This is a genomic window from Cupriavidus sp. 21MJTG02-4 (assembly GCF_057798975.1).
This window is the reverse complement of record NZ_JBYOJP010000003.1, coordinates 14,898-38,090: the sequence shown is the minus strand read 5'-3', so window position 1 is coordinate 38,090 and position 23,193 is coordinate 14,898. Positions and strand designations below refer to the sequence as shown.

The following is a 23,193-nucleotide window of genomic DNA, read 5'->3' as shown; positions in this document are numbered from 1 at the left end:
TTGATAGCAACCCCGAATTGAAAGGGATGACAATCATGCAGAGAAGGCCACTGGACAAGGCGCCTTGCCCGATCGCCCGGACGGTTGCGCGCATCGGTGACGCGTGGAGCGTCCTGATCCTGCGCGAGGCGTTCTACGGCACGGCGCGCTTCGACGAGTTCGAGAAGAGCCTCGGCATCGCGCCCAACATGCTCGCGCGTCGGCTCGGTTCGCTTGTCGATGAGGGACTGCTGGAACGGCGCAGTTACTGCGAGCGGCCGCCGCGCTTCGAATACGTGCTGACCCCGCGCGGCCGCGACTTCCGCCCCGTGCTGGTGGCGCTGCTGGCGTGGGGCAACCGGCATTTCTCTCCCGAAGGCGAAAGCGTGCAACTGCTGGACCGCGAGACCGGCGCACGCGTCGAGCCCGTGCTGGTCGATGCCGCCAACGGCAGGCGCATCACCGAAGCGGCTTATGTCCTTGGCCCCGGTCCGGCTGCCAGCGAGCGCATGCGGCAGAAGCTGCATCGCGTGGCACATGCGCCGGCCGCGTCCGCCACGAATCCGAATTCCCTCGAACCTCAGTGCAGAAAGGAAGTGCCATGACGAGCGACACCATGACCGAACGCGCGGGCGAGCAGCCCGTTCCGGCGGCGAAGCCGCGCCCCGCTACGAAGAAGCTGATCGCGACCGGCGCGCTGCTGGTCGCGGGACTGGCCGGCGCAGGCTACGGCTACCACTGGTGGAATGAAGCGCGCTTCGTGCAGAGCACCGACGACGCCTACGTCGGCGGCGACGTGACCGTGATCGGCGCGAAGGTTGCCGGCTATATTGCCGAAGTCGCCGTGACCGACAACCAGCCCGTGCACGCGGGCGACGTCCTCGTGCGTATCGACGATCGCGACTACCGTGCCGCGCTCGCCAAGGCGGAAGGCGCGGTGGCGGCGCAGCAGGCGCTGCTCGAAAACCTCGAAGCCACGCAGCGGCTGCAGGAGGCCGTGATCGGCCAGGCGCGGGCCGGTATCTCGGGCGCCAATGCCGATACCGTGCGCGCGCGCCAGGATCAGCTGCGCTATGCGAGTCTGGTCGAGAAATCGGCGGTGTCGATCCAGAGTTCGCAGAAGGCCGACGCCGACTACAAGCAGGCGGCGGCCAACAGCGAAAAAGCGCAGGCGTCGCTGCTCGCGGCGCAGCGCCAGCTCGAGGTCATCGGCACGCAGAAGCTGCAGGCGAAGGCGGCGCTCGCACAGGCCGTTGCCGAGCGCGACATCGCCAGGCTGAACCTTGGCTACACCGAGCTGCGCGCGCCGGTCGACGGCACGGTGGGCAACCGGCGTGCGCGCGTCGGCGCCTATGCCGGCAGCGGCAGCCAGTTGCTGTCCATCGTCCCGTCCAGCGGACTGTGGGTCGATGCGAACTTCAAGGAAGGGCAGCTCGCGCATATGCGCGAGGGCATGCCCGTCACGATCGAGGCCGATGTGCTTCCGGGACGCGTCTTCCATGGCCGTGTCGGCAGCCTCGCGCCGGCGACGGGCGCACAATTCAGCGTGCTGCCAGCCGAAAACGCGACCGGCAACTTCACCAAGATCGTCCAGCGCGTGCCGGTACGCATCCAGCTCGACGAGAAAGATGCGACGCTCGGCATCATTCGCCCCGGCTTGTCGGTGATCGCGCAAGTCGATACGCACCCTTCGAAGCAGGTGCAATGATGAATACGGCCACCCTCGAGCGGCGGGCCGCTGCGCCGGCACCGGCGCTGCAATCACCGGCTTCGCTATCCACGCCAGCCAAGATCTTCGCGTTCGCGACCATGTGCGTAGGCATGTTCATCGCGCTGCTCGACATCCAGATCGTCTCCGCGTCGCTGCGCGATATCGGCGGGGGCCTGTCGGCGGGCGCCGATGAGACGGTCTGGGTTCAGACCAGCTATCTGATTGCGGAGATCATCGTGATCCCGCTTTCGGGCTGGCTTTCGCGCGTGATGTCGACACGCTGGCTGTTTGCCGCCTCGGCGGCCGGCTTTACGGCGACAAGCCTGCTTTGCGGCGTGGCGTGGAATATCCAGAGCATGATCGCGTTCCGCGCGGCACAGGGCTTCCTGGGCGGGTCCATGATACCGCTCGTGTTTACCACCGCATTTGCATTTTTTGCGGGCCCGCAGCGCGTGATCGCCGCGGCCACCATCGGCGCACTTGCGTCGCTCGCGCCGACGCTCGGCCCGACCATCGGTGGCTGGATTACTGACAACTTCTCGTGGCACTGGCTGTTCTTCATCAACCTGGTGCCCGGCATCTTTGTCACGGTGGCCGTGCCGATGCTGGTCAAGGTCGATCGCCCGAACTGGTCGCTGCTGCGCGGTGCCGACTATCTGGGTATCACGCTCATGGCGCTGTTCCTTGGCTGCCTCGAGTACACCATGGAAGAGGGTCCGCGCTGGGACTGGTTCGGGGACGAAGTGATCGTCGCGACCGCATGGATCGCCGGATTGTCGGGCGTGGCCTTTGTCTGGCGATCGCTGACGTATGCGAATCCGGTCGTCGATCTGCGCGCGCTGCGCGACCGGAATTTCGCACTGGGTTGCTTCTTCTCATTCGTCACCGGCATCGGCATCTTCGCGACGATCTACCTGACCCCCTTGTTCCTGGGACGCGTGCGTGGCTTCAGCGCATTGGACATCGGCCTGGCAATCTTTTCGACGGGCGTGTTCCAGGTCGCTTCGATCCCGTTCTATGCGTTCCTGGCCAATCGCGTCGACCTGCGCTGGCTGATGATGTTCGGACTCGGCCTGTTTGCGCTGTCAATGTGGTTCTTCGCGCCGATCACGCACGATTGGGGCGGGTCCGAACTGCTGTTGCCGCAGGCGCTGCGCGGCATGGCACAGCAGTTCGCCGTGGCTCCGACGGTCACGCTGACACTGGGAAGCCTGCCGCCCGAACGGCTCAAGCTCGCATCGGGCCTGTTCAACCTGATGCGCAACCTTGGCGGCGCCATTGGCATCGCGGCCTGCGCCACCGTGCTCAACGATCGCGGCAATCTGCATTTCCTGCGCGAGGCGGAGCACCTGAATATCCGCAACGAAGCCATGGGTGCGTTCCTGCAGGGCGCGGCCAGCCAGATGGCCGCGGCCGGCCACGATCTGGTCGATGCGCAAACGGCCGCGCTGAAGCAGCTCTTCGCGCTCGCCTGGCGCGAAGCCCAGACACAGACGTTCAGCGATGCCTTCCTGATCGTCATGGCGTGTTTCGTGATTGCCACCGCGATGGTCCCCCTGATGCGCAAAGTCGCGCCGCCGAAGGCACCGTCCGCGGATGCGCACTGAGCTTGCACGGCAAGAGGAGTCCCGCCATGAGATCAGACCTGAAGATACTTCTGAACTGCGCCGCGATGCTTGCCGCGTGCGCGTGCTCGGCCGTGCACGCCAATACCGACCGGTCGCGCCAGACCGGCGTGGCGTGCGCACGCGCGGGCAATAGCTATTGCCAGACGCCGCAACCACTGGCCGATGCCGAAGCCCACGCCGTGCGGCCGGGAAGCGGCGGCACGACGCTGCGGTTCCTCGACCGCCGGGGCGGCCGTATCGAGCCGGGGGCATAGGGCGGATCGAGGATCAATCACCATGAGCTGGTGCGAAGTCGATCGCTTCAAGGTCATTCAGCCCGCTTCCGAAAGTCCTTTGCCGCGCTGGTGTGCGTCAGCGTCGCGGGCAGCGAGGCGAAAGGTTCCTAGTTCTTCCTGCGTACATTGCCCGATCAGGCCGGTTTCCCACGCAAGGTAGGCCTGGGCCGCCTCACGGTTGCCTTCGTGGCGGTCATGCACGAAGAACAGGTAGTCGATTCGCGCCTGCGGCGGCAAGGGCTCGGGCTGCAAGCATTCGGGCAGGCCGGCGGCCTGCCATGTGCGCATGCCATCCTCGGTGCGGAAAATCTTGCGGAAGCCCCCATCGTGCAAGTCCTTTGCGGCCAGTGCGGCAATGCCAGGCTCACTTGCAATCAGCACCACCGGATCTGACGGGTCTGCGCCTGTCGCCCGCAGTTGCGCCAGCAGCCGCGGTCGAATCGCCCAGACCGCGCCGTGCGCATGACCCTGATCGAATGCGGCGCTCTCGCGCAGGTCCACGATGCTTGGCGAAGGCGCTTGCCGGTGCAGTGTCCGCAGTGCTGCGGCATCCAGTACCGGGAGCGTGTCCAAACCATCCTGCCGGGCGCATCCGCGAAGGTTCAATGCGGCGCGGATGCCGTCGGCAAGCACGGCAGCGTCGAAGCCAAGCTGGTGCAGCCAGCTTGCAATGACAGGCGCCCGCACACCGTCATTGTCGAAGACGATGACCCGGCTGCCACGCACGCCGATGTAGCGATCCGTGGCTTGCACGAGTTGGCCGCCAGGTGCATGGACCGCGCCGGCAATCGTGCCGCGAGCGAATTCCTCCGCAGAGCGGATATCGAACAGATACGTGGTGCGATCCGGGTCGTCGAGCCATTGCTGCGCCTGCGTTGCCGACAGCGATGGCAGGTTGAAGCGCGCCAGCAGGCCGGCCGAGCGTTTGCGCGCCGCGGCAAGCACCGGGCCGGCCGCTGTGGCGGCGACGAGCCGCTCGCTGCCGTGTTCCAGGGCATGCCCGGCGAGGTACCAGCCCTGCGTCCCGTTCTCCAGCGCCAGCACCGGGTTGGGCAGCCCCAGGTCACGCAGCGTCTGCGCGCCGATGATGCTGCGCGTGCGGCCGGCACAGTGCACCACGACGGGCGTATTCGGGTTGACCAGCAGCGCCGGCAGGCGCAGCGCCAGCTCTCCGTTGGGACAGCTCAGCGCGCCGGGAATGGTCATCTTGCGATGTTCTTCCGCGGTGCGGCCGTCGACCAGCACGAACGTTTCGCCGGCAGCGCGGCGACCGACGAATTCGTCGGCGCTCAGGCGAGGCGTGTGCGTGAAATGCTCGACCAGTTCCCCGAACGTCTTCGAGGGCACGTTGACGCCCTTGAACAACGTAAGGCCTGCCCTGGCCCACGCCGGCGCGCCACCTTCCAGTACGGCCAGGTTGCCGTAGCCGAGCACCGCCAGGCGCTGTGCCGCGCGCGATGCCACGGCGTTCTCGCTATCGCCATCGTCGAACAGCACGATGCGTTCGGCGCGGCGTGGCGCAAGCTGGCCGACCTCGAGTTCCAGCCGGCTGTAGGGCAGAGGCACCGCGAAGAACGGATGGCCTTCGCCGTGCTGACCGTGCTCGCGCACGTCGAACAGGGCGATCGGCCCGGCGTCGTTGAGCCACGCGTGCAGCGTGGCGGCGTCGATGGTACGGGTCATGTCGTGACTTGGCAGAAGGGGTGTCAGCGCAGGGTGATGCCGGACTCGGCAATGACCGACGCATACCGTGGCAGGTCGCGTGCCAGCGTGGTGTCAAGCTCCTGAGCCGTCGATGCCACGACGACGTAGCCGGCCGCTTCAAGCTGGCTGCGGGTGGCCGGGTCGTGCAGCACCGCGGCGACATCGCGGTTGATCTTGTCGACCACCTCGGTCGGCGTGGCGGCGGGGGCCAGCAGGCCCTGCCAGCTCTCCACGCTAAAGCCGGGCGCCCCGGCTTCGGCCAGGGTCGGCACGTTCGGCAGGGCTTTGGAGCGATACGCCGTCGTGACGGCCAGCGCGGTCACGCGGCCGGCGCGCACATAGTCGGTGACGGCCGCGAGCGTGATGAGGGTGGCGTCAATATGGCCGCCGAGCAGGTCGACCGTTGCCGGCGCGCCCCCGGCGTACGGGATGTAGTTGACCTTGATGCCGAGCTGGCGCGACAGCATCTCATGCGCAACGTGCGCGATACCGCCGTTGCCCGGCAGGCCCAGCGTAAGCTCGCCCGGCTTGCGGCGCGCCAGCGCCACATACTCCTGGAAGGTGCGCACGCCGAGGTCGCGCCTGACCACCAGCACCTGCGGGTTCACGACGGCCTTGGTGACGCCACGGAAGGCGTGACTGGAGTCATAGGGAAGTTGCCTGAACAGCGACGCATTGAGCGTCACGCCTTCGCCGCCGAGCAGCAGGACATGACCGTCAGGCTTCGCCTTGGCAACCTGTGCCGCGCCAAGGGTGCCGCTGGCGCCCACCGTATTCTCGACGACCACCGGCTGTTGCCAGGTCTCGCTGAGCTTCGAAGCCAGCGTCCGCGCCAGCTTGTCGGCGCTCCCGCCGGCGGAGACTGGCACGACGATGCGCACGGCGTGCGAGGGGAACGGGGCGCTGGCGGGAGCCGGCGTGGCGCGCGCCGGTGCGTGAATGGCTGCCGGGGCGATGGCGAACGCGACCAGGGCGCGCAGGAGGGGGCGGCGAAGCATCGAATTGACCTCTGTCGGCGAACAGCCAGTCGAAGACGGGACTGGCCGGGCCAATCAGGTTACGAAGCCGCCTGCCGGCTACCAACGAATCTTTAAGCCTATGGATATGCGAAAGGCCGGCCTTCCATGAACTTGCAATACCCCTTCGCCCATTGCATGTCGATACTCGGAAGCGTTCTTTGGCACGGCGTGATGGCGGCGTTACAGTCGCCGCATGACCCAACCAATCCTCTCCCCATCAGCGGTGTCGGGCAACGATGTTGCAAGCCGGCGCCATGCCGCCGTGGCGGCGTTCATCGCCGAAGCCCGGCAATGGCTCGCCGGCACGCCAGAGCCGGACCGCGAGACCCTGCAGCATGTGGCGCGCGCACTGGAGCGGCTTGGCTTGCAGCGCGAACTGTTTCCTGCCGCGCACTTTCCGGTTTCGAGTGCCAATCCGGCGCAGGTCTATCGTCTCTCGGAAGACCTCGACGGCCGCTATGCGCTGTATGTCTCGGCAGGGCTGCCCGGCAAGGCGCAGCCTCCGCACGACCATACGACGTGGGCCATCATCGCCGGTATCGCGGGCAATGAGCGCAACGTCTTCTATCGCCGCGAAGCCACGGCCGACCCTGCGCAAGACCGCCTGAACGAGACGGGCCGCGCCGATGTCGCCGCAGGCGGCTCGGTGACGCTGCTGCCCCACGATGTCCATACCATTGAACTGATCGGCGACGAGCCGGGGCTGCATCTTCATTTCTATGGCCTGGCGCTGGACCGTCTGCACAAGCGCGTGGTCTTCGAAAGCACTGCGGGCGGAACCTACCGGCACTTCGGCCCGCCCAGACGCATCGCCCATGCCGCCATCGATGCGGCGGCGTTGAAGGCCGCGCTGGCCGACGGCGACGAAATCGCCTTGCTCGACGTACGCGAGACCGGTGTGTTCGCGCGCGGCCACCTGTTGCTGGCGGCATCGGCGCCGCTGTGGCGGCTGGAGCTGCTGATCGACCGCCTGGTGCCGCGCCGGGATACGCGCATCGTTCTGGCCGACGGCGGCGATGACGGCGACAGGCTGGCTCACGAGGCCGCCGCGAAGCTGCTGCGCCTGGGCTGGCGCAACGTGTCGGTGCTGAGCGGCGGCACGGCCGGCTGGTCCGAAGCGGGATTCGAAGTCTTCAGCGGCAGCAATGTGCCGAGCAAGACCTTTGGCGAGGTGATCGAGCACCGCAAGCACACGCCATGGATCGATGCGGATGAACTGCACCAGCGCATCGGGCGCGGTGATGACGTGGTGGTCGTCGACAGCCGTACGACAGAGGAATTCGCCGACTTCAGCCTGCCGTTTGCACACAGCCTGCCTGGCGCGGAACTGGTGTACCGCATCGGCGAACTGGCGCCAAGGCCCGAGACGCTGGTGGTCGTGAACTGCGCCGGCCGCACGCGCAGCATCGTTGGTGCCCAGACGCTGATCGACGCCGGCGTGCCGAACCGGGTCGTTTCGCTCAAGGACGGCACCATGGCCTGGCTGCTGGCTGGCCGTACCCTTGCTCATGGGCGCCATACGCCGCTGCCGGAGCCGGCCGGTGCCGCCCTGGAGACGGCGCGCCGGCGCGCCGAGGCCGTCGCCGCGCGCGCCGGTGTACGGCGCCTGGATGAGGATGGCTTGCGCCGGCTGGAAAGCGAAGCCGGGCAGCGCACCCTGTATCGTTTCGACATTCGCACGCGCACCGAATACGAAGCCGGCCACCTGCCCGGGTGGCGCTGGGCGCCGGGCGGGCAACTCGTGCAGGCCACGGACGAATACGCAGCCACGCGCGGGGCACGCGTCGTGCTGGCCGACTGGGACGGCGTGCGCGCGCTGACCACTGCTGCCTGGCTGGCACAGCTTGGCGCGCATGAGGTGTTCGTGTACGCGCCGTCCGCCAACGCTGCGCTCGACACCGGAGCGGAACCGCTGCGCGTGCTGTCGTCGCGGCCGCCGGTGCCGTCAGTGTCGCCGCTGCAGGCCGATGCGTTGCTGCAGTCCGGCAGCGCGCAGGTCTTCGACGTCGAGCGTCGCGTCGCATACGAGAAGCGTCATGTATCCGGTGCGCGGTTTGCCGTGCCTGACAAGCTGGCGGACATTGTCTGCGACGTTCCCGCCGGCCAGGCCATCATCGTCACATCCTCTGACGGGGTGCTGGCGCGGATCGTGGCGGCGGAACTCGCGGCCCGAAGCGGGCGCGACGTCCGCTTCGTGTCCGGCGGCACGCAGGCCTGGGCGGCGGCGGACCTGCCGCTGGGCACGGGGGCGCAAGGCGTGCTGACCGGGGCGGATGACCACTGGTACAGCCCTTACCATTACGCCGACACCGCGTTGCGCGATGCCGGCTTCCGCGCCTACCTGGACTGGGAAGTCGGACTGGTCGCGCAGCTGGGGCGGGAAGGGGATATCGGCATTCGCCTGCTTGCGGACTGAAGCAGAGGAGATTCATGGATCAGCGGCGCGCCGTTCCCGGCGCGCCGCTATCAACGCTGGTGGAATGCCTGGTCCAGGTCTGCCAGCAGATCACCGGTGTCTTCCAGCCCGACATGCAGGCGCACCACCGGCGCATGGTCTTGCCAGCCGCGATGCTCGCGCAGACGTTCGGGCGCAGCGACCAGCGCAAGGCTCTCGTAGCCGCCCCACGAAGCCCCGATGGCGAACAGCCGCAGTGCGTCGACCAACGCGGCAGCGGACCCGGCATTGCCCTCGCGCAACGCGAACGACACGAGCCCGCTCGCGCCGCTGAAGTCGCGCCGCCAGAGCGCGTGCCCGGGATCATCCGGCAGCGCGGGATAGAACACCCGGCCGACCTGCGGATGGCGCTGCAGCCAATGCGCGACCTCGGTCGCATTGCGCTGGTGCTGTGCAAGCCGCAGCGGCAGCGTGCGCAACCCGCGCAGCGACAGATAGGCATCGTCCGCGCTGATGGCCAGCCCCAGCGCCTCGTGGGCGGCTGCCAGGCGTTCGGCCAACGCAGGACTGTCCACCACGACCGCGCCCTGCATGACATCCGAATGGCCGGCGATGTACTTTGTCGCGGCCTGAATCGAGATATTGGCGCCCAGCCGCAAGGGTTGCAGGAACCAGCCGCCGCTCCACGTGTTGTCCACCGCGACAGGGACGCCGCGTGCGCGCGCGATGCCTGCGAGCTTCGGCAGGTCCAGCACCTCGAACAGCAGTGAGCCGGGCGATTCCAGGTAGACCAGCCGGGTCTGCGGGCGGATCCGCGCGGCGAGGTCGTCGTGCGCCGGCGAAAAGTATTCGACCGTGATGCCGATGCGCTGCAGCAGCGTCTTGTCGACGCGGCGCACCGGCGCATACACGCTGTCGGATACCAGCACATGGTCGCCGGGGCCGAGCAGGGCCAGCAGCACCAGCGTGATCGCGGACAGCCCGGACGGAGCGAGAAAGGCCCGGTGACCACCTTCAAGCGTGATCAGCGCCGACTCCAGTGCCTCATGCGTGTCGAGCCCGTGGCGGCCGTAGGCGGCCACTCTTTCGCCGGCCGCGCGGCGGTGCTGGCGCGCCTCCAGCGCCTGCTGGCTGGCAAAGCGCACCGTGCTGGTACGAACCACCGGCACGTTGACCGGGCCGGCGCCATCGCGCAAGGCCGGCGCCCCGGCGTGCAGCAGCTGAGTTTGCCTGCCCGCGCCGCTCATGCCACCACCTTGCTTGGCTGCATCTGCGTAGTGTTGTAGTTGACGATCTCGCCGGTTTCCGGGCGCACGCCGTAGCGGCCCGTCAGCGTTTCCAGCGGCCTGCCATAGCAGTGGAAGTGCAGCGTCGGCGCATCACCGACGACATGGATGCTGTGCACGTCATCGGCCAGGAAAGCGATCGGCGTACCGGGCTCGACCGTGACTTCCCGCACGATCTCCAGTTGTGCGGTGCCGGGTTCGCTGCCGTCGTCGGTACGGCGGTAGACGCGGTTGAATTCGCGCCCCTCCACGGCCACGATGACAGCCCAGGTGTCGTGGTTGTGCGGGATGGTGGTCTTGCCGGGATGGATCGAGTTCAGGTAGAGCGCGGCCTGGTCATCGCCATCGCCGGGGTTGAGCCGGTAGCGTGTGGAGGTGCCTGCGGTGGTATCGGGCGGCGGCGGAAAGTCTTCGCGCGTGAACAGCTCGCGCCGGGCGGCGAGGTCCTGCAGGCGCACGGCAATCGAATCGAGCGCGCTACGGTCGGGGTCGCCGGCGGCAAGGCGGCGGATGTTGGCAAGCGCGGTGGCGACGGCCTCGCGCCGGGCGGCCTGGCGTTCGGAAGGAGAAAGGCTCATGGTGCGGATACTCTGTCAGCAGGAAAGAGGGAAGGCGCAGGCGTAAACGCCGCGTCGAAATCGGCGGGCAGCCGCGGAATCGAGCCCAGCGCCCGGCGCAGGAACGCGCGCGTGCGCTCCTGCTGCGGGTGGCCGAAGATCTGTGCCGGCGGGCCATGTTCGACGATGCGGCCCGCCTCGGTGAAGTAAATGTGGTCGCTGATCTCGGCCGCGAAGCGCATCTCGTGTGTCACCAGTACACAGGTCATGCCGTCCTGTACCAGTTCGCGGATCACGGTCAGCACTTCGCCGACGGTCTCGGGATCGAGCGCGGACGTGACCTCGTCGAACAGGATCAGTTCGGGGCGCATCGCCAGTGCCCGGGCAATCGCCACACGCTGCTGCTGGCCCCCGGACAGCTCGCCGGGATAGGCATGGGCCTTGTCCGACAGCCGTACCTTGGCAAGCAGCGCGAGCGCCTCGCGCTCGGCATCGGCGCGCGGGCGGCCGCTCACGCGGGTGGGCGCGATGACCAGGTTCTGCAGCACCGTCAGGTGCGGGAACAGGTTGTACTGCTGGAACACGAAGCCCACGCGCTTGCGCAACGCGATCAGCTCGTCCTCGCTGCGCAGCGACTCCACTGCGGTTGCGCCCACGCGGATCTGTCCGCGCTCTGGCCGCAGCAGTCCCGTGATGCATCGCAGGATCGTGCTTTTGCCGGAACCCGACGGACCGATGATGGTGACGGCCTTGCCGGGCCGCACGTCCATATCGATGCCCTTGAGCACGGCATTGGCGCCGAAAGTCAGGTGGACGTCGCGCAACTGAACCAGCGGCGTGGTGTCGGAGGGTGCGGCGGATGCCCGTCGCAGGAAAGCTTCAGTGGCGTTCATGGCGGCGCTCCAGCGCGCGCGTGGCGCGGGCGATCGGATAGCAATAGGAGAAAAACAGGGCCAGCAACGTGAAGTAGACCAGGATCGTGAAGTCGGTGCGTGCTACCGTGTTGCTGGCGACCTGCGCGGTATCGACGAGGTCGTGGACGCCGACCAGCGAGGCGAGCGCCGTGCTCATGGTGATCGCCGCATACAGGTTCATCCACGGCGGCAGCATGCGGCGCAGGCACTGCGGCAGCACGATCAGGCGGAAGATCTGGCGGCGCCGCAGCGCGAGAGACTGCGCCGCTTCCCATTGGGCAGCCGGGATCGACTGAATCGCGCCGCGGAAAATCTCCGCCACATTGGCGCTGGCCGGCAGCGACAGGCCCAGCACCACTTTGATCCAGTCCGGGAAGGGCAGGGTCCAGTGCGCGACATGCAGCTCGAACGGGAACACATAGGTGGTGAAGTAGACCAGCACGAGCACCGGCGCATTGCGGAACGCCTGCACCCAGATCCGTGTGGCGCCGCGCAACGGCGGACGTGTCGACAACGACAGGGCGCCGATCACCAGTCCAGCCAGCGTTCCGGCCGCCATCGCCAGTACGCTGATGCCGATGTTGGTCCACAGCCCCCGCAGCAGCGCGGGCGTCCAGGTCCAGAGGTCGCGCAGCGCGGCCGGGATACCGCCGATGGTGACCCAGCCCAGGCACAGCAAGGCGGTGAAGGCGAGGGCGGTCATCCATGCCGAGTGGCGCGTGCGCCGTGCGGCGGCGTAAGCGGGCTGCGCTGGGAGTGCTGGATTACTGGCCATAACCGGGCATCCTCAGTTGGGCTTCCAGCCACCGGCCGGCACGGCCGACGAGCCAGGTGAGCAGGCCGAACCAGACCAGGATCAGCAACAGCAACTCGAGTACGTTGTCGCGTTGGGTCCAGATCATGATGGCTTCGTAGGTCACGTCGCCCACCGCGATGGCCGAGGCCACGGCGGTCATCTTGACCAGGTCGACGAGGTTGTTGATCAGTGCCGGCAGCGCGAAACGAACCGCCAGCGGCAGTTCCACCTGCAGCAGCAACTGGCGCCGGGAAAAGGCAAGCGAGCGCGCCGCTTCCAGCGTGACACGCGGCACCGCCTCGATGCCCGCGCGCAGCGCCTCCGCATGGAACGCGGCCTTGTGCAGCGAGACGACGATCACGACCCAGACGAATGGCGTGAGCGGATTGGTGGCGCCCCGGCTGGTGAACTGCTGGGTGATCAGCATATTGAGTACCAGGAAGGCACAGTAGAGCTGCACCAGCGTGGGGGTGTTGCGCGTGAGCTCGACCAGGGCGCGTGCCGGCGCGGCGAGAGCACGGCGCCCCGAGGTCAGCATCGCCGCCAGTACGACGCCGGCCGCAAGGCTGCAGGGGATGGTCAGCAGGCACAGCTCAAGCGTAATGGCCAGCCCGCGCAGGAACGCCGAGCGCTCCGCCGCATCGAGCAGGAAGGCGTAATCCAGGCCCAGCGGCCTGAGCGCCGCGATGGCGGCGGCCAGCGCAGAATCCATCATGCAAGGACTCAGGCGGGGCGCTTGAAGCGCGCCTGCAGTTCCGGCAGCAGCGGCTGCGGCGGGGCGATGCCGAGGCGCTTCTCCGTGGCGATCAGCCAGCCGGAACGGTGCCACTCCTGCACGATGCGGTCGACGGCGGCGATGGTGTCGGTCTCGCCCTTGCGCGTCCACACCACCGACGGGGCCGGGAGGATCTCGGCCGGGATGGGCGCGGCATAGTCGGCCCACTCGGCATTGGTGCGCAGCAAGGGGTGGATCAGGGTCGCGTCGTGCACCGCTGCGACGCACTGGCCGCCGCGCAGTGCCAGCAGCGATTCGGCGGAGGTCTTGTAGCCGCGCACCTGTGCGCCATATTGTTCCTGCAGCGGCTTCACGAAGCTGCTGCCTTGCGAGGCGCAGACGGTCTTGCCACGCAGGTCCTCCCATGCCGCGATCCCGCTGCGCTTGAGCACCGCTGCCGTGCCGCCTACGCGATAGAACGGCGTGGGCGCGTAGCCGAGCAGTTCGCCACGCTCGGGGTTGTACTCCATCGAGGCGATCAGCAGGTCGACCTTGCCTTGCTGCAGGAACTGCACGCGGTTGGAAGGCTGCACCGGCACCAGCTCCGGTTCCGCACCGAGCCGCTTCGCAAGGTCGCGCGCCAGTTCCGGATTCCAGCCGACGAGCTGCTGCGTGGCGGGGTCAATGGAGCCAAAGGGGCCGCCGCCGGCCAGCACGCCGATGGCGACCTTGCCGCGTTGCTTGATGCGATCGAGCGTGGCATCCGCCCATGCGGCATTCAGGGTCAGCGCAGTGAAAACCGTGGCAGCGGCGAGGCGGTACAGTGGGGCGGGCATGTCTGAGGATCCGGGCAATGAGGAGGAGACGATGCTATCGGCTGGCGCCGCCGCAAACAAAGAACGCTTTTGGATATGGATATGAGCTCGCGGACCTGCATGAGGCTGACTTGCAACCAAGCCTGAACGCGCTCCAATGCGGCAAGCGGGCATTTGCGCGCGGCGCATAAGCTTAGCCGGCTTGCTTCGTTTACATCGCCTGCCAGCGCGCGTACGCTGGCGGATTGTCCAGACAGAAGAAGGTCTCGCATGTCCTCCTCAACCAACTCTGCCCGCCGGCGCGTGTTGCTCGGCGGTTTTGCCGCCCTGGGTGCTGCCGTCCTGCCGGACATGACATGCGCGGCCGAGGCCGAATCGCTTCGCATCGGCTATCAGAAATCCTCGACGCTGACGATCTGGCTGAAATCCCGCCGCACGCTTGAAGCCGCGCTCGCGCCGCTGGGCATCACCGTGCAATGGCACGAGTTCACGTCGGGCCTGCCCCTGCTCGAGGCATTGAACGTCGGCAGCCTCGACCTGACGGCGGACGTCGCGGACGCGGTGCCGCCGTTTGCGCTTGCCGCCGGTGCGAACCTTACCTACTACGCCAGCGAGGCACCGTCGCAGTCGGCGCAGGCCATCGTGGTCAGGCAGGATTCGCCGATCCGTTCCGTCGCTCAGCTCAAGGGCCAGCGGGTGGCGTTCGCGAAAGGCGCGGGCGCGCACTATCTGTTGCTGGAAGCGCTCGGCGAGGCGGGACTGTCGATTCGCGATATCGAACCCGTCTACCTCTCGCCTGCCGATGCCCGCGCCGCTTTCGAGCGCGGCAGCGTGGCCGCATGGGTGGTGTGGGATCCTTTCCTGGCTGCCGTGCAAAGGCAGGCCAACGCCCGTGTCCTGCGCGACGGCACGAAGCTCTCGAACTACCGGCGCTTCTATCTGGCCGCGACACCCTATGCGAAGCGCCGGCCCGATGTTCTCGCGCTGGTCTACGGCGAGCTGCGCCGTGCGGGCGAATGGATCAAGGCGAATCCGGAGGCGGCAGCGGCCTGGCATGCGCCGTTGATCGGCCTCGATCCCGCGACGGTGGAAATGGCCAACGCCAGGCGCACGTATCGCGTCCAGCCCGTCGATAGCGCGGCGCTCGACGAGCAGCAGCGTATCGCTGACGCCTTCACCTCGCAGGGCATCCTGCCACGCAAGGTGACGGTGGCGGCCTCGCCCGTATGGAAGCCGGCCTGATCAGCTTCGCACCGGCGCGCGCATGCGAATAACGCCTGCCATGCCCGATGGCAAGCCTCGTAAATGCCGGTTGCAAAATCGAACAGAATGTCAGGCGCCGTGCCGCTACAGTGATTACTCCCAGGCCTTAGGGCTATTCCAGGAGGTAATCGAATGAAGCAACATCTGGCGAAATCCCTGTTGATGGCTGGCGCGATGCTCGCGTCGTACCCGCTGTTCGCGCAGCAGGTCCAGCCCGTTCAGCCGACTCAGCCGATGCAATCAGCCCAGCCGATGCAAGGCGCTCAGGCAATCCCGGCCGCACCGGCGTCAGCCAACGCGGCAGCCGGGACCATGCCTGCCGGCGGCAATGCATACGCGCAGACCGCCGGACAGCCGGGCCAGCCAGGGATGACGCCCGCACCGGTCGATCCGACCGTGGCCGGCGGCGCGGGCCAGGGCATCGATCCGGCCAGCGCGGGCCTGGGGCCCGATGCGCTCGGCACCCGCCTTGGCCGGCGCAGCCCGTTCCTCGACGGGGCCTGAGCGGGGCACGTGATTCATGCCCGCATGCGGTTGCGCCTGACTGATGGCGACGCGCTTCCAGGGGTCCGGCCGGGGAATTGACAAGATTCCGCCGACAAGGGCGTGCCGCCTAGCCGCCAGTCGTAGGCGTACAGGCTGGCATCCGTGCGCTCATGGCGGTCAGCGGGACGAGCAGCGCGGCGTGCAGGTACCTGACCGCGGGCGAAAACTGACGGCGATGCGGGCAGACCAGGTTCAGGGGTGCCGGCTCGCCGGGCTGGCCAGGCAGCAGCAGTTCCAGCCGGCCTGCTTCGACGTCATCGCAGACATCGAGCCAGGACTTGTAAGCGATGCCGCGTCCATCGAGCGCCCAGCGCCGCGCGATTTCCGCGTCGTCGCACATCAGCGCGCCCTTGATGGTGATCTGCCGCCGGGCGCCGGCGACGGGAAAGCTCCAACGGTCATGGACCCGGCCGCCCAGCACATATGGCAAGCACTGGTGCGCGAGCAAGTCGTCGAGCGATGCCGGCCGGCCGTGGCGCCGAAGATAGTCCGGGGACGCCACCAGCACGCGTCGATTGTCGGGCGCGAGGGGCAGGGCGACATAGGTAGCGCCTTCGTTCATGCCATACCGGAAGGCAACGTCCACCGGATCGCGGAAAACGTCGGAGACCTGGTCGGACAGCGACAGCCTGAGCACAAGTTTGGGGTGGGATTCCCGGAACGCGGTCAGTAGCGGCAGCAGGATATTGCGGCCGAGGTCTGACGGAGCGGCGATCTTCAGCGTGCCCTGCAATGCACGCTGCTCGCCGTGCAGGCGGTCCCGGCCTTCCTTAAGCTTGGACAGCACCTCGTCCGCATACGGCAGGTACTGCTCGCCCTCGGCAGTGAGCCGCAGGCTGCGCGTGGACCGTGCAAACAGGCGGATGTCGAGTTCCTTCTCCAGGCGCTGGATGGCAGCGCTGACCTGTCCGGGCAGCAGGTCGGCCTCGCGCGCGGCGTTCGAGAAACTGCCCAGCGCCGCGGTTCGCAAAAAAAGCTGGAGATCGTCGAGTCTGATCATTTTCACTCTCATAGTGAAAGTCTTGGTGCATTTTCCCAGTTTTTTGACAACACCGCAGCGACGAAAATACCGAACATGCCGGGGCTGCTCAGGCGACAAGCCGTCGCAGTTGAACGATGTCCCGTATGTCCCGTATTTCCCGAACCATGAACTGGAGCTGAACATGAATTTCACTGACGCCGTGCTTTCCCGCCATACCGTCAAGGCTTATGAAGGCGGCAAGACCTTGCCCCAGGAACAGGTCGACATGCTGCTGGCATGGCTGCACAACAGCCCGTCGTCGGTCAACTCGCAGCCGTGGCACTTCGTGGTGGCGTCGACGCCCGAGGGGCGCGAGACCATCGCCAGGGCGGCCACGGGCACGTTTTCCTACAACCATCCGAAGATCGTCGATGCCTCGCACGTGATCGCCCTGTGCATGCGTGCCGACCTGGACGAAGCGCATCTGCGCGCCATCCTGGCGCAGGAGGAAAGCGACGGCCGGTTCAGGACCGAAGGCGCCCGCGAAGGCCAGGACAAGAGCCGGCGTTCGTATGTGGACTTGCATCGCTACGCGCTGCGCGATGTGCCGCAATGGATGGAAAAGCAGGTGTACCTTGCCCTTGGCGGTCTGCTGCTGGGCGCTGGCATGCTGGGGATCGATGCGACGCCGATGGAGGGCTTTGACGCGTCGGCGCTGGATGCGGCGCTCAACCTGCGCGAGCGTGGCCTGACCAGCGTCGTACTGGTGTCGCTGGGCCGGCGCAGCGAACAGGACTTCAATGCCGGACTGCCGAAGTCGCGCCTGCCGAAAGAGGCAGTGTTCACGAACATCTGAAGCGGAGATCCGACGCTTCCGGCGCCTGATACCGGCGATAATGGTGGCCGCAATGGCACGGCGGTGTATATGAACGGCCGTGCCGGCATCCCAATATCCCAATCCGAGGACGCCATGCAAGACATCATCGACGGCTTCCTGCGCTTTCAGCGCGAGGTCTATCCCCAGCGTGTCGAGCTTTTCAAGCAGCTCGCCACGACACAGAATCCCAAGGCGTTGTTCGTCACCTGCTCGGACAGCCGCGTCGTGCCCGAGCTGCTCACTCAGCGCGAGCCCGGCGAACTGTTCGTCATTCGAAACGCGGGCAACATTGTGCCCTCTTACGGCCCTGAACCCGGTGGCGTATCGGCCACCGTCGAATATGCGGTGGCGGTCCTTGGAGTGCGCGACATCGTGATCTGCGGACATTCGGACTGCGGCGCGATGGGCGCGATCTCCCGTTGCACATGCCTTGACCATCTACCCGCGGTCGCAAACTGGCTGCGCCATTCCGACGCTGCGAAAGCGATCAACGCCGCGCATCAGTTCGATACGCCCCGCGCCAAGCTGGACGGCCTTGTGCGTGAGAACGTGATCGCGCAACTGGCCAACCTGCGCACACATCCGTCGGTGGCACTGGCGCTCGAACAGGGCTGCATGAACTTGCATGGCTGGGTCTACGACATCGAGACCGGCAGCATCGATGCGCTCGACGGCGCAACACGAAGCTTTGTGCCGCTCGCCGAGTCGCCGACCACGGTGGCAGTGGCTTCGCGCAACCGTCGGCAAGTGTGATATTTGCGTTCGCGGGCGACTGCGCGGGACCTGGTCCGACGCCGCAGTGTCCGCGCGCCCGGCATCGCAACGGTTTTTTGCACACTCTCCAATGCTTCACCGACGAGTCAACTGGTGAATCGCTAAATATCAGTAGTTTTCCCAATCTGCCCTGGATACTGCCTGCGGACACGCGCCCAGGCTGATGGAGGCCGCCTTCTGCGAATCGCTGAACGGGGAGTCGTCCCCGTTACCCGGGTTGGGCAAGCGCATTCCCGGCTATCTGTCACTGATCTCCAGCGCCTCGACCATCTCCTTCGCCGCCAGCTGCAACTCCGGGACAAAGCGCCGCGTCGCCTCCGCAGGACTGATCGCCTGCTCCAGGTAAATGACATTCAGGCTGGCGAGCACCCGCCCCTGCGCCTGGATGGCGACCGCCACCGCCCCGATCTTGCGCTGGTCCGCCCAGTCCCCGTGGTTGGATCCGAATCCGTCCTTGCGCGTCTGCCGGATGAGGTTGCGGATATAGCCATCATCCATTGCAAGCTTGAGTTGCTGCTCGCCGCCAGCGCCCGAGCGCAGCACTTCAAGAATGTCTTCGCGTTCGGCATCCGGGCACATCGAGAAATACACGCGTCCGGCCGAGGTCAGCAGGATCGGCAGGCGCCGGCCCACCATGGCGCGGTGGAATGACAGCGGGCTGAAGCGGTGCGTGGTCTCGCGGATGATCATGGCGTCGCCGTCGGGTGTGGTCAGGTCCGATGGCCAGACCACGCGCTGCATCAGCCGTCCCATGATCGGCGGTGCGACCGTGGCGATACGTTCGTCATCGGTGAAGCCTTCGCTGAGCGCGCGTACGTCCAGCGTCAGGCGGAAGCTGTCGTCCGATGTGCTGCGCCGCACGAATCCCTCTTCGACCAGCGTTTCCAGCAAACGCCGCACCGTGGTCCGGTGCAGCCCGGTGGCGTCGCTCAACTGCTGGCTGGAGGCGCGGCCGTTTTCCATGGCATTCAACGCCCGCAGCACTTGCAGACCACGTGACAACCCTCGCACGTTCGCGTACTTGCTCACTGAAATTCCTTAAAAATCAATCATGTGCATGCCTTGCACATTTTATAGAAATGTTTGAGCACGCGGCGCCTGATCCCTAGACTCCTTTCAAAATCGCAAACAATGGAGACGCCCCCATGTCCTGCCTGATCCGCTGCCCGCGCCGCCGCTGCCGCGCCTGACCCGCAGCCGGCTCCCCGGCTGCCCTTGCCACTTCATCGCAGCACGGCCAGTACGCGCGGAATCAGCGCGGGGGCGTGCTCGTCCCTTGCCAGTAGGAGATCTATGCACACCATGGCCACGCAGACGTCGCAAGCCGACCGTCTTCCCCGAGTCGACACCGACATTGCCATCATCGGCGCCGGCCCGGTCGGGTTGATGATTGCCAATATTCTCGGCCTTCAGGGCGTGCGCGTCACGGTCGTGGAAAAGCTGGAGCAGCTGATCGACTATCCGCGTGCGATCGGGCTCGACGACGAAGCGCTGCGCGTCTTCCAGGCAGTGGGCCTGGCCGACACGCTGCTGCCGCACACCACGCCTGACCACTGGATGCGCTTTGTCACCAGGGACGGCTATTGCTTCGCGTCCATCGAACCGCGCACCGACGAGTTCGGCTGGCCGCGCCGCAACGCGTTCATTCAGCCGCTGGCCGACCGGGTCCTGTACGAAGGGCTGCGGCGCTTCGGGCATGTGCAGGTGCTGTTCGGCCATGGCGTCGAATCGTTCACGCAGGACAGCGCCGGCGTGAGCGTCGAGGTCACCACGAGCGGCGGTCAGCGCCGCACCATCCGTGCTGCCTACGTGGTCGGTGCGGATGGCGGCAACAGCCTGGTGCGCCGCGCACTGGAGGTGCCCTTCGAGGGCCGCACCAAGCCGAACCAGTGGATCGTCGTGGACGTGCGCAACGACCCGGTCGGCTCGCCGCACATCTACATGCACTGCGATCACGAACGTCCCTATGTCTCGGCCGCGCTGCCGCACGGCATTCGTCGCTTCGAGTTCATGGTGATGCCAGGCGAGACCGAAGAGGAGCTGTCGAAGCCGGAGAACATGGCCGCGCTGATCCGCAAGGTGGTGGCCGATCCTGACAAGGTCGACTACATCCGCCAGCGCGTGTATACGCACAACGCACGGCTCGCATCGACGTTCCGCGTCGAGCGCGTGCTGCTGGCCGGCGACGCCGCGCACATCATGCCGGTGTGGCAGGGGCAGGGCTACAACAGCGGTATCCGTGACGCCAGCAACCTGGGCTGGAAGCTCGCCATGGTCGCCAAGGGCCTGGCCGGTGCGCGCCTGCTCGACACCTATACCGCCGAGCGCCGCGCCCATGCGCGTTCGATGATCCACCTGTCCGAAGTGGCGGGGGACATCTTCGCGCCGAACACGCGCCTTGGCGTGCGCTTGCGCGACGCCTTCGTGCGAAGTTTCAACGTACTGCCGTCGGTCAAGCGCTACTTCATCGAGATGCGTTTCAAGCCCATGCCGCGCTACGAGGAGGGCGTGGTGCTGCTGCCGCCGCCGCAACCTCGCGGTGGCTGGCTCGCGCGCGTGCTGGAGCGCTCAGGGAATTCGGCGCCGGGCCGCCTGCTCGGCCTGATGAGCGAGAAGCGCGAATCCTTCCTCGGCCGTCTGGTGTATGGGAGCGATCCGCTTGCCGGCTCGCCGGTGGGCCGCATGTTCATCCAGCCGCGGGTGCGTACCGGCGATGGCCGTCTCACGCTGCTCGACGACGCCATCGGCAACCACTTTGCCGTGATCGGTTGGGGCACTGATCCGACCTTTGGCCTGACGCCGCAGGCGCGCGCCCTGGCCGAGCAGGCCGGCATGCGTTTCGTGCTGGCCAAGCCCGACGTGCAACTGCGCCACGCCGACGACGTGCCCGAAGGCGTGACCGCCATCGGCGACGCAGGCGGCCGCCTGAAGGAGTGGTTCAGCCGCCAGCCGCATTCGGTCGTGCTGCTGCGCCCCGACCGCTTCGTCGCCGGCGTGTGCTCGCCGCAGCGGGTGTCGGAGGCCATCACCGAACTCGCCGGCAAGCTCGGCATGGCGCAGGTGCCGCCGCATGCCGGTGCCGCCAGCCCCTGCACGACGCAGCGACCGGCGCACGACCCCGTCAACGTTACGCAAGCAGCAGGAGCATGAGGATGCCGATTCACCTGGAATGTCTGTCACATACGCCGCTGCACGGCTATGTCGACCCCGCGCCCGAGATCGTCGCCGAGGTCGAGCGCGTGCAGGCCGCGGCGCGCGAGCGCGTGCGTGCGTTCGATCCGGAACTGGTGGTGGTATTCGCGCCGGACCACTTCAACGGCTTCTTCTATGACGTCATGCCGCCGTTCTGCATCGGCGCGGCTGCCACCGCCATCGGCGACTTCAGGAGCCTTGCGGGCAAGCTGCCGGTGCCCGCGGACCTGGCGCAGTCGCTGGCCGAGAGCGTGATGGCGGCCGATATCGATGTCGCGCTGTCATACCGGATGCAGGTCGACCACGGCTGCGCCGACGCCCTTGCGGTGCTGAGCGGCGGCCTGGACCGCTACCCGGTCATCCCTGTCTTCATCAATTCGGTGGCGCCGCCGATGGCCACGCTGCGCCGCGCGCGCCTGCTCGGCGATGCGGTTGGCCGCTTCGCGTCGCGCACCGGCAAGCGTGTGCTGGTGGTTGGCTCGGGCGGCATCTCGCACGAACCGCCGGTGCCGGAACTGGCCGGCGCGAGCGAAGAGGTTGCGGAACGCCTGATCGCCGGGCGCAACCCGTCAGCCGAAGCGCGCGCGGCGCGCCAGGCACGCACGGTTGCCGCCGCAAAGGCTTTCGTGGCCGGCGACAGCCCCCTCCACCCGCTCAATCCGGAGTGGGACCGCGCCTTCCTCTCGCTGCTCGTGTGCGGCGAACTCACGGCCGTCGATGGCATGACCAACGACGCGATCACGCGCGATGGCGGCAAGTCGGCGCACGAGATCCGCACGTGGGTGGCCGCGTTCGGCGCCCTGGCCGCGTACGGGCCGTACCGTGCATCGCTCGACTTCTACCGCGCCATTCCCGAGTGGATCGCGGGCTTCGCCACCATGCACGCCGAGCCGCGCGCCGCGTTGGCCGCTGCGGCCTGACCTCATCCAGGACAACAGATGACCGACCGTACCCTCATCAACGACATCGCAGCGCGACTGCGCGGCGCCGAGGCCTCGCGCCAGACCATCGCCCCCGTGCGCGGCGAGATCGCGATCGACGACATTGCCACGGCCTACGCCGTGCAGCAGGTCAACGTCGACGCCCGCGTGGCCAGCGGCGAACGCATCGTCGGCCGCAAGATCGGCCTGACATCGCTGGCAGTGCAGAAGCAGCTCGGCGTCGGCCAGCCGGACTTCGGCGCGCTGTTCGCCAGCATGGCCTGTGGCGACAGCCAGCCTATGCCGCTGTCGCGCCTGATCCAGCCCAAGGTCGAGGCAGAGATCGCGCTGGTGCTGGAGCACGACCTGACGCACGAGCGCCACACCTTTGCCGATATCCTGCGCGCCAGCGCCTACGCGCTCGCGGCGATCGAGGTTGTCGACAGCCGCATCCGCAACTGGGACATCCGCTTCGTCGACACCGTGGCCGACAACGCGTCGAGCGCGCGCTTCGTGCTCGGCAGCCGTCCGGTGCCGCTGTCCGCGCTCGATCTCACTGCCTGCGCGATGACGCTCTCGCGCCATGGCGAAGTGCTGTCGCGCGGCAGCGGCGCGGCATGCCTTGGCAACCCGCTCAACGCGGCGCTCTGGCTTGCCGACCGCATGGTGCAGCTCGGCACGCCGCTGCGCGCCGGCGACGTGGTGCTGACCGGCGCGCTCGGGCCCATGGTCGCCGTCACCGAGCCCGGCACCTATGCCGCGGAGATTGAGGGGCTCGGCAGTGTCCGCGCGGCGTTTGACGCGTAGCAGGGACGTCATCGCCGCCCGACCCAACGCACACAACCCCTAACCGCCCACCAAGAGCG

22 protein-coding genes are annotated in these 23,193 nt (G+C 67.2%); 12 read left to right on the top strand and 10 right to left on the bottom strand.

Annotation, left to right across the window (positions count from 1 at the left end):
- Positions 1-35: 35 nt before the first annotated feature.
- The 4 genes from AC3FKH_RS06465 to AC3FKH_RS06450 are packed head-to-tail and all read left to right on the top strand — an operon-like array spanning position 36 to position 3,572.
- On the top strand, positions 36-584 hold the full coding sequence (locus AC3FKH_RS06465) for a winged helix-turn-helix transcriptional regulator (protein ID WP_488673942.1): 549 nt from the start codon (positions 36-38) through the stop codon (positions 582-584).
- On the top strand, positions 581-1,687 hold the full coding sequence (locus AC3FKH_RS06460; RefSeq protein WP_488673940.1) for an HlyD family secretion protein: 1,107 nt from the start codon (positions 581-583) through the stop codon (positions 1,685-1,687). Before AC3FKH_RS06465 ends, AC3FKH_RS06460 begins: the two co-directional genes overlap by 4 nt.
- Positions 1,687-3,297, top strand: coding sequence for a DHA2 family efflux MFS transporter permease subunit (locus AC3FKH_RS06455; protein WP_488674847.1), 1,611 nt, complete (start codon positions 1,687-1,689; stop codon positions 3,295-3,297). Before AC3FKH_RS06460 ends, AC3FKH_RS06455 begins: the two co-directional genes overlap by 1 nt.
- 26 nt (positions 3,298-3,323) lie before the next feature.
- Positions 3,324-3,572 (top strand): hypothetical protein, encoded by a 249-nt coding sequence (locus AC3FKH_RS06450; protein ID WP_488673938.1) that lies wholly within the window; start codon positions 3,324-3,326, stop codon positions 3,570-3,572.
- Between the two features lie 57 nt (positions 3,573-3,629).
- Here AC3FKH_RS06450 and AC3FKH_RS06445 read toward each other — a convergent pair whose 3' ends face one another.
- A complete protein-coding gene (locus AC3FKH_RS06445) occupies positions 3,630-5,276 on the bottom strand; it encodes a rhodanese-like domain-containing protein (RefSeq protein ID WP_488673936.1) in 1,647 nt (548 codons plus the stop codon).
- Between the two features lie 23 nt (positions 5,277-5,299).
- Positions 5,300-6,295 carry a tripartite tricarboxylate transporter substrate binding protein gene (locus tag AC3FKH_RS06440; RefSeq protein WP_488673935.1) on the bottom strand — a complete coding sequence of 332 codons (996 nt, stop codon included), beginning with the start codon at positions 6,293-6,295 and terminating at the stop codon, positions 5,300-5,302.
- Positions 6,296-6,509: 214 nt separating this feature from the next.
- Here AC3FKH_RS06440 and AC3FKH_RS06435 point away from each other — a divergent pair, with 214 nt between their 5' ends.
- Positions 6,510-8,732, top strand: coding sequence for a rhodanese-like domain-containing protein (locus tag AC3FKH_RS06435; protein WP_488673934.1), 2,223 nt, complete (start codon positions 6,510-6,512; stop codon positions 8,730-8,732).
- 50 nt (positions 8,733-8,782) lie between these two features.
- Here the strand turns inward: AC3FKH_RS06435 and metC are convergent, their stop codons facing one another.
- From metC to AC3FKH_RS06405, 6 genes are read right to left on the bottom strand one after another with little or no spacing between them, the layout of a single operon-like run.
- Positions 8,783-9,958 carry a cystathionine beta-lyase gene (gene metC / locus AC3FKH_RS06430; RefSeq protein ID WP_488673932.1) on the bottom strand — a complete coding sequence of 392 codons (1,176 nt, stop codon included), beginning with the start codon at positions 9,956-9,958 and terminating at the stop codon, positions 8,783-8,785.
- The gene (locus tag AC3FKH_RS06425; RefSeq protein WP_488673930.1) at positions 9,955-10,575 is read right to left on the bottom strand and encodes a cysteine dioxygenase family protein; all 621 of its coding nucleotides are present in this window, start codon (positions 10,573-10,575) and stop codon (positions 9,955-9,957) included. The genes metC and AC3FKH_RS06425 overlap by 4 nt, the downstream gene beginning before the upstream one ends.
- Positions 10,572-11,447, bottom strand: coding sequence for an amino acid ABC transporter ATP-binding protein (locus AC3FKH_RS06420; RefSeq protein WP_488673928.1), 876 nt, complete (start codon positions 11,445-11,447; stop codon positions 10,572-10,574). The genes AC3FKH_RS06425 and AC3FKH_RS06420 overlap by 4 nt, the downstream gene beginning before the upstream one ends.
- Entirely contained in the window at positions 11,434-12,243 is an 810-nt protein-coding gene (locus AC3FKH_RS06415; RefSeq protein WP_488673927.1) for an amino acid ABC transporter permease, read from the bottom strand. The genes AC3FKH_RS06420 and AC3FKH_RS06415 overlap by 14 nt, the downstream gene beginning before the upstream one ends.
- Positions 12,233-12,979 carry an amino acid ABC transporter permease gene (locus tag AC3FKH_RS06410; protein ID WP_488673925.1) on the bottom strand — a complete coding sequence of 249 codons (747 nt, stop codon included), beginning with the start codon at positions 12,977-12,979 and terminating at the stop codon, positions 12,233-12,235. The genes AC3FKH_RS06415 and AC3FKH_RS06410 overlap by 11 nt, the downstream gene beginning before the upstream one ends.
- Before the next feature lie 8 nt (positions 12,980-12,987).
- On the bottom strand, positions 12,988-13,815 hold the full coding sequence (locus AC3FKH_RS06405; RefSeq protein WP_488673923.1) for a transporter substrate-binding domain-containing protein: 828 nt from the start codon (positions 13,813-13,815) through the stop codon (positions 12,988-12,990).
- Positions 13,816-14,064: 249 nt separating this feature from the next.
- Here AC3FKH_RS06405 and AC3FKH_RS06400 point away from each other — a divergent pair, with 249 nt between their 5' ends.
- The gene (locus AC3FKH_RS06400; RefSeq protein WP_488673921.1) at positions 14,065-15,036 is read left to right on the top strand and encodes an aliphatic sulfonate ABC transporter substrate-binding protein; all 972 of its coding nucleotides are present in this window, start codon (positions 14,065-14,067) and stop codon (positions 15,034-15,036) included.
- 153 nt (positions 15,037-15,189) lie between these two features.
- Positions 15,190-15,561: a hypothetical protein gene (locus tag AC3FKH_RS06395; RefSeq protein WP_488673919.1), complete on the top strand. Its 372-nt coding sequence runs from the start codon at positions 15,190-15,192 to the stop codon at positions 15,559-15,561.
- A 109-nt stretch (positions 15,562-15,670) separates the two neighbouring features.
- Here the strand turns inward: AC3FKH_RS06395 and AC3FKH_RS06390 are convergent, their stop codons facing one another.
- The gene (locus tag AC3FKH_RS06390) at positions 15,671-16,603 is read right to left on the bottom strand and encodes a LysR family transcriptional regulator (RefSeq protein ID WP_488673917.1); all 933 of its coding nucleotides are present in this window, start codon (positions 16,601-16,603) and stop codon (positions 15,671-15,673) included.
- Between the two features lie 163 nt (positions 16,604-16,766).
- On the opposite strand from AC3FKH_RS06390, the gene nfsB reads away from it, so the two are divergent.
- Together nfsB and AC3FKH_RS06380 are read left to right on the top strand one after the other, a co-directional pair.
- Positions 16,767-17,420 carry an oxygen-insensitive NAD(P)H nitroreductase gene (gene nfsB, locus AC3FKH_RS06385; protein WP_488673915.1) on the top strand — a complete coding sequence of 218 codons (654 nt, stop codon included), beginning with the start codon at positions 16,767-16,769 and terminating at the stop codon, positions 17,418-17,420.
- A gap of 114 nt (positions 17,421-17,534) precedes the next feature.
- A complete protein-coding gene (locus tag AC3FKH_RS06380) occupies positions 17,535-18,194 on the top strand; it encodes a carbonic anhydrase (protein WP_488673913.1) in 660 nt (219 codons plus the stop codon).
- 258 nt (positions 18,195-18,452) lie between these two features.
- Here AC3FKH_RS06380 and AC3FKH_RS06375 read toward each other — a convergent pair whose 3' ends face one another.
- Positions 18,453-19,244 (bottom strand): DNA-binding transcriptional regulator, encoded by a 792-nt coding sequence (locus AC3FKH_RS06375; protein WP_488673911.1) that lies wholly within the window; start codon positions 19,242-19,244, stop codon positions 18,453-18,455.
- 264 nt (positions 19,245-19,508) lie between these two features.
- Here AC3FKH_RS06375 and AC3FKH_RS06370 point away from each other — a divergent pair, with 264 nt between their 5' ends.
- Genes AC3FKH_RS06370 through mhpD form a run of 3 tightly spaced genes read left to right on the top strand, consistent with a single transcriptional unit; the run spans position 19,509 to position 23,134 of the window.
- Positions 19,509-21,365, top strand: coding sequence for a bifunctional 3-(3-hydroxy-phenyl)propionate/3-hydroxycinnamic acid hydroxylase (locus AC3FKH_RS06370; RefSeq protein WP_488673909.1), 1,857 nt, complete (start codon positions 19,509-19,511; stop codon positions 21,363-21,365).
- Between the two features lie 2 nt (positions 21,366-21,367).
- Positions 21,368-22,327, top strand: coding sequence for a 3-carboxyethylcatechol 2,3-dioxygenase (locus AC3FKH_RS06365; RefSeq protein ID WP_488673907.1), 960 nt, complete (start codon positions 21,368-21,370; stop codon positions 22,325-22,327).
- Positions 22,328-22,345: 18 nt separating this feature from the next.
- Entirely contained in the window at positions 22,346-23,134 is a 789-nt protein-coding gene (mhpD, locus tag AC3FKH_RS06360) for a 2-keto-4-pentenoate hydratase (RefSeq protein ID WP_488673905.1), read from the top strand.
- The last annotated feature ends 59 nt before the right edge of the window (positions 23,135-23,193 follow it).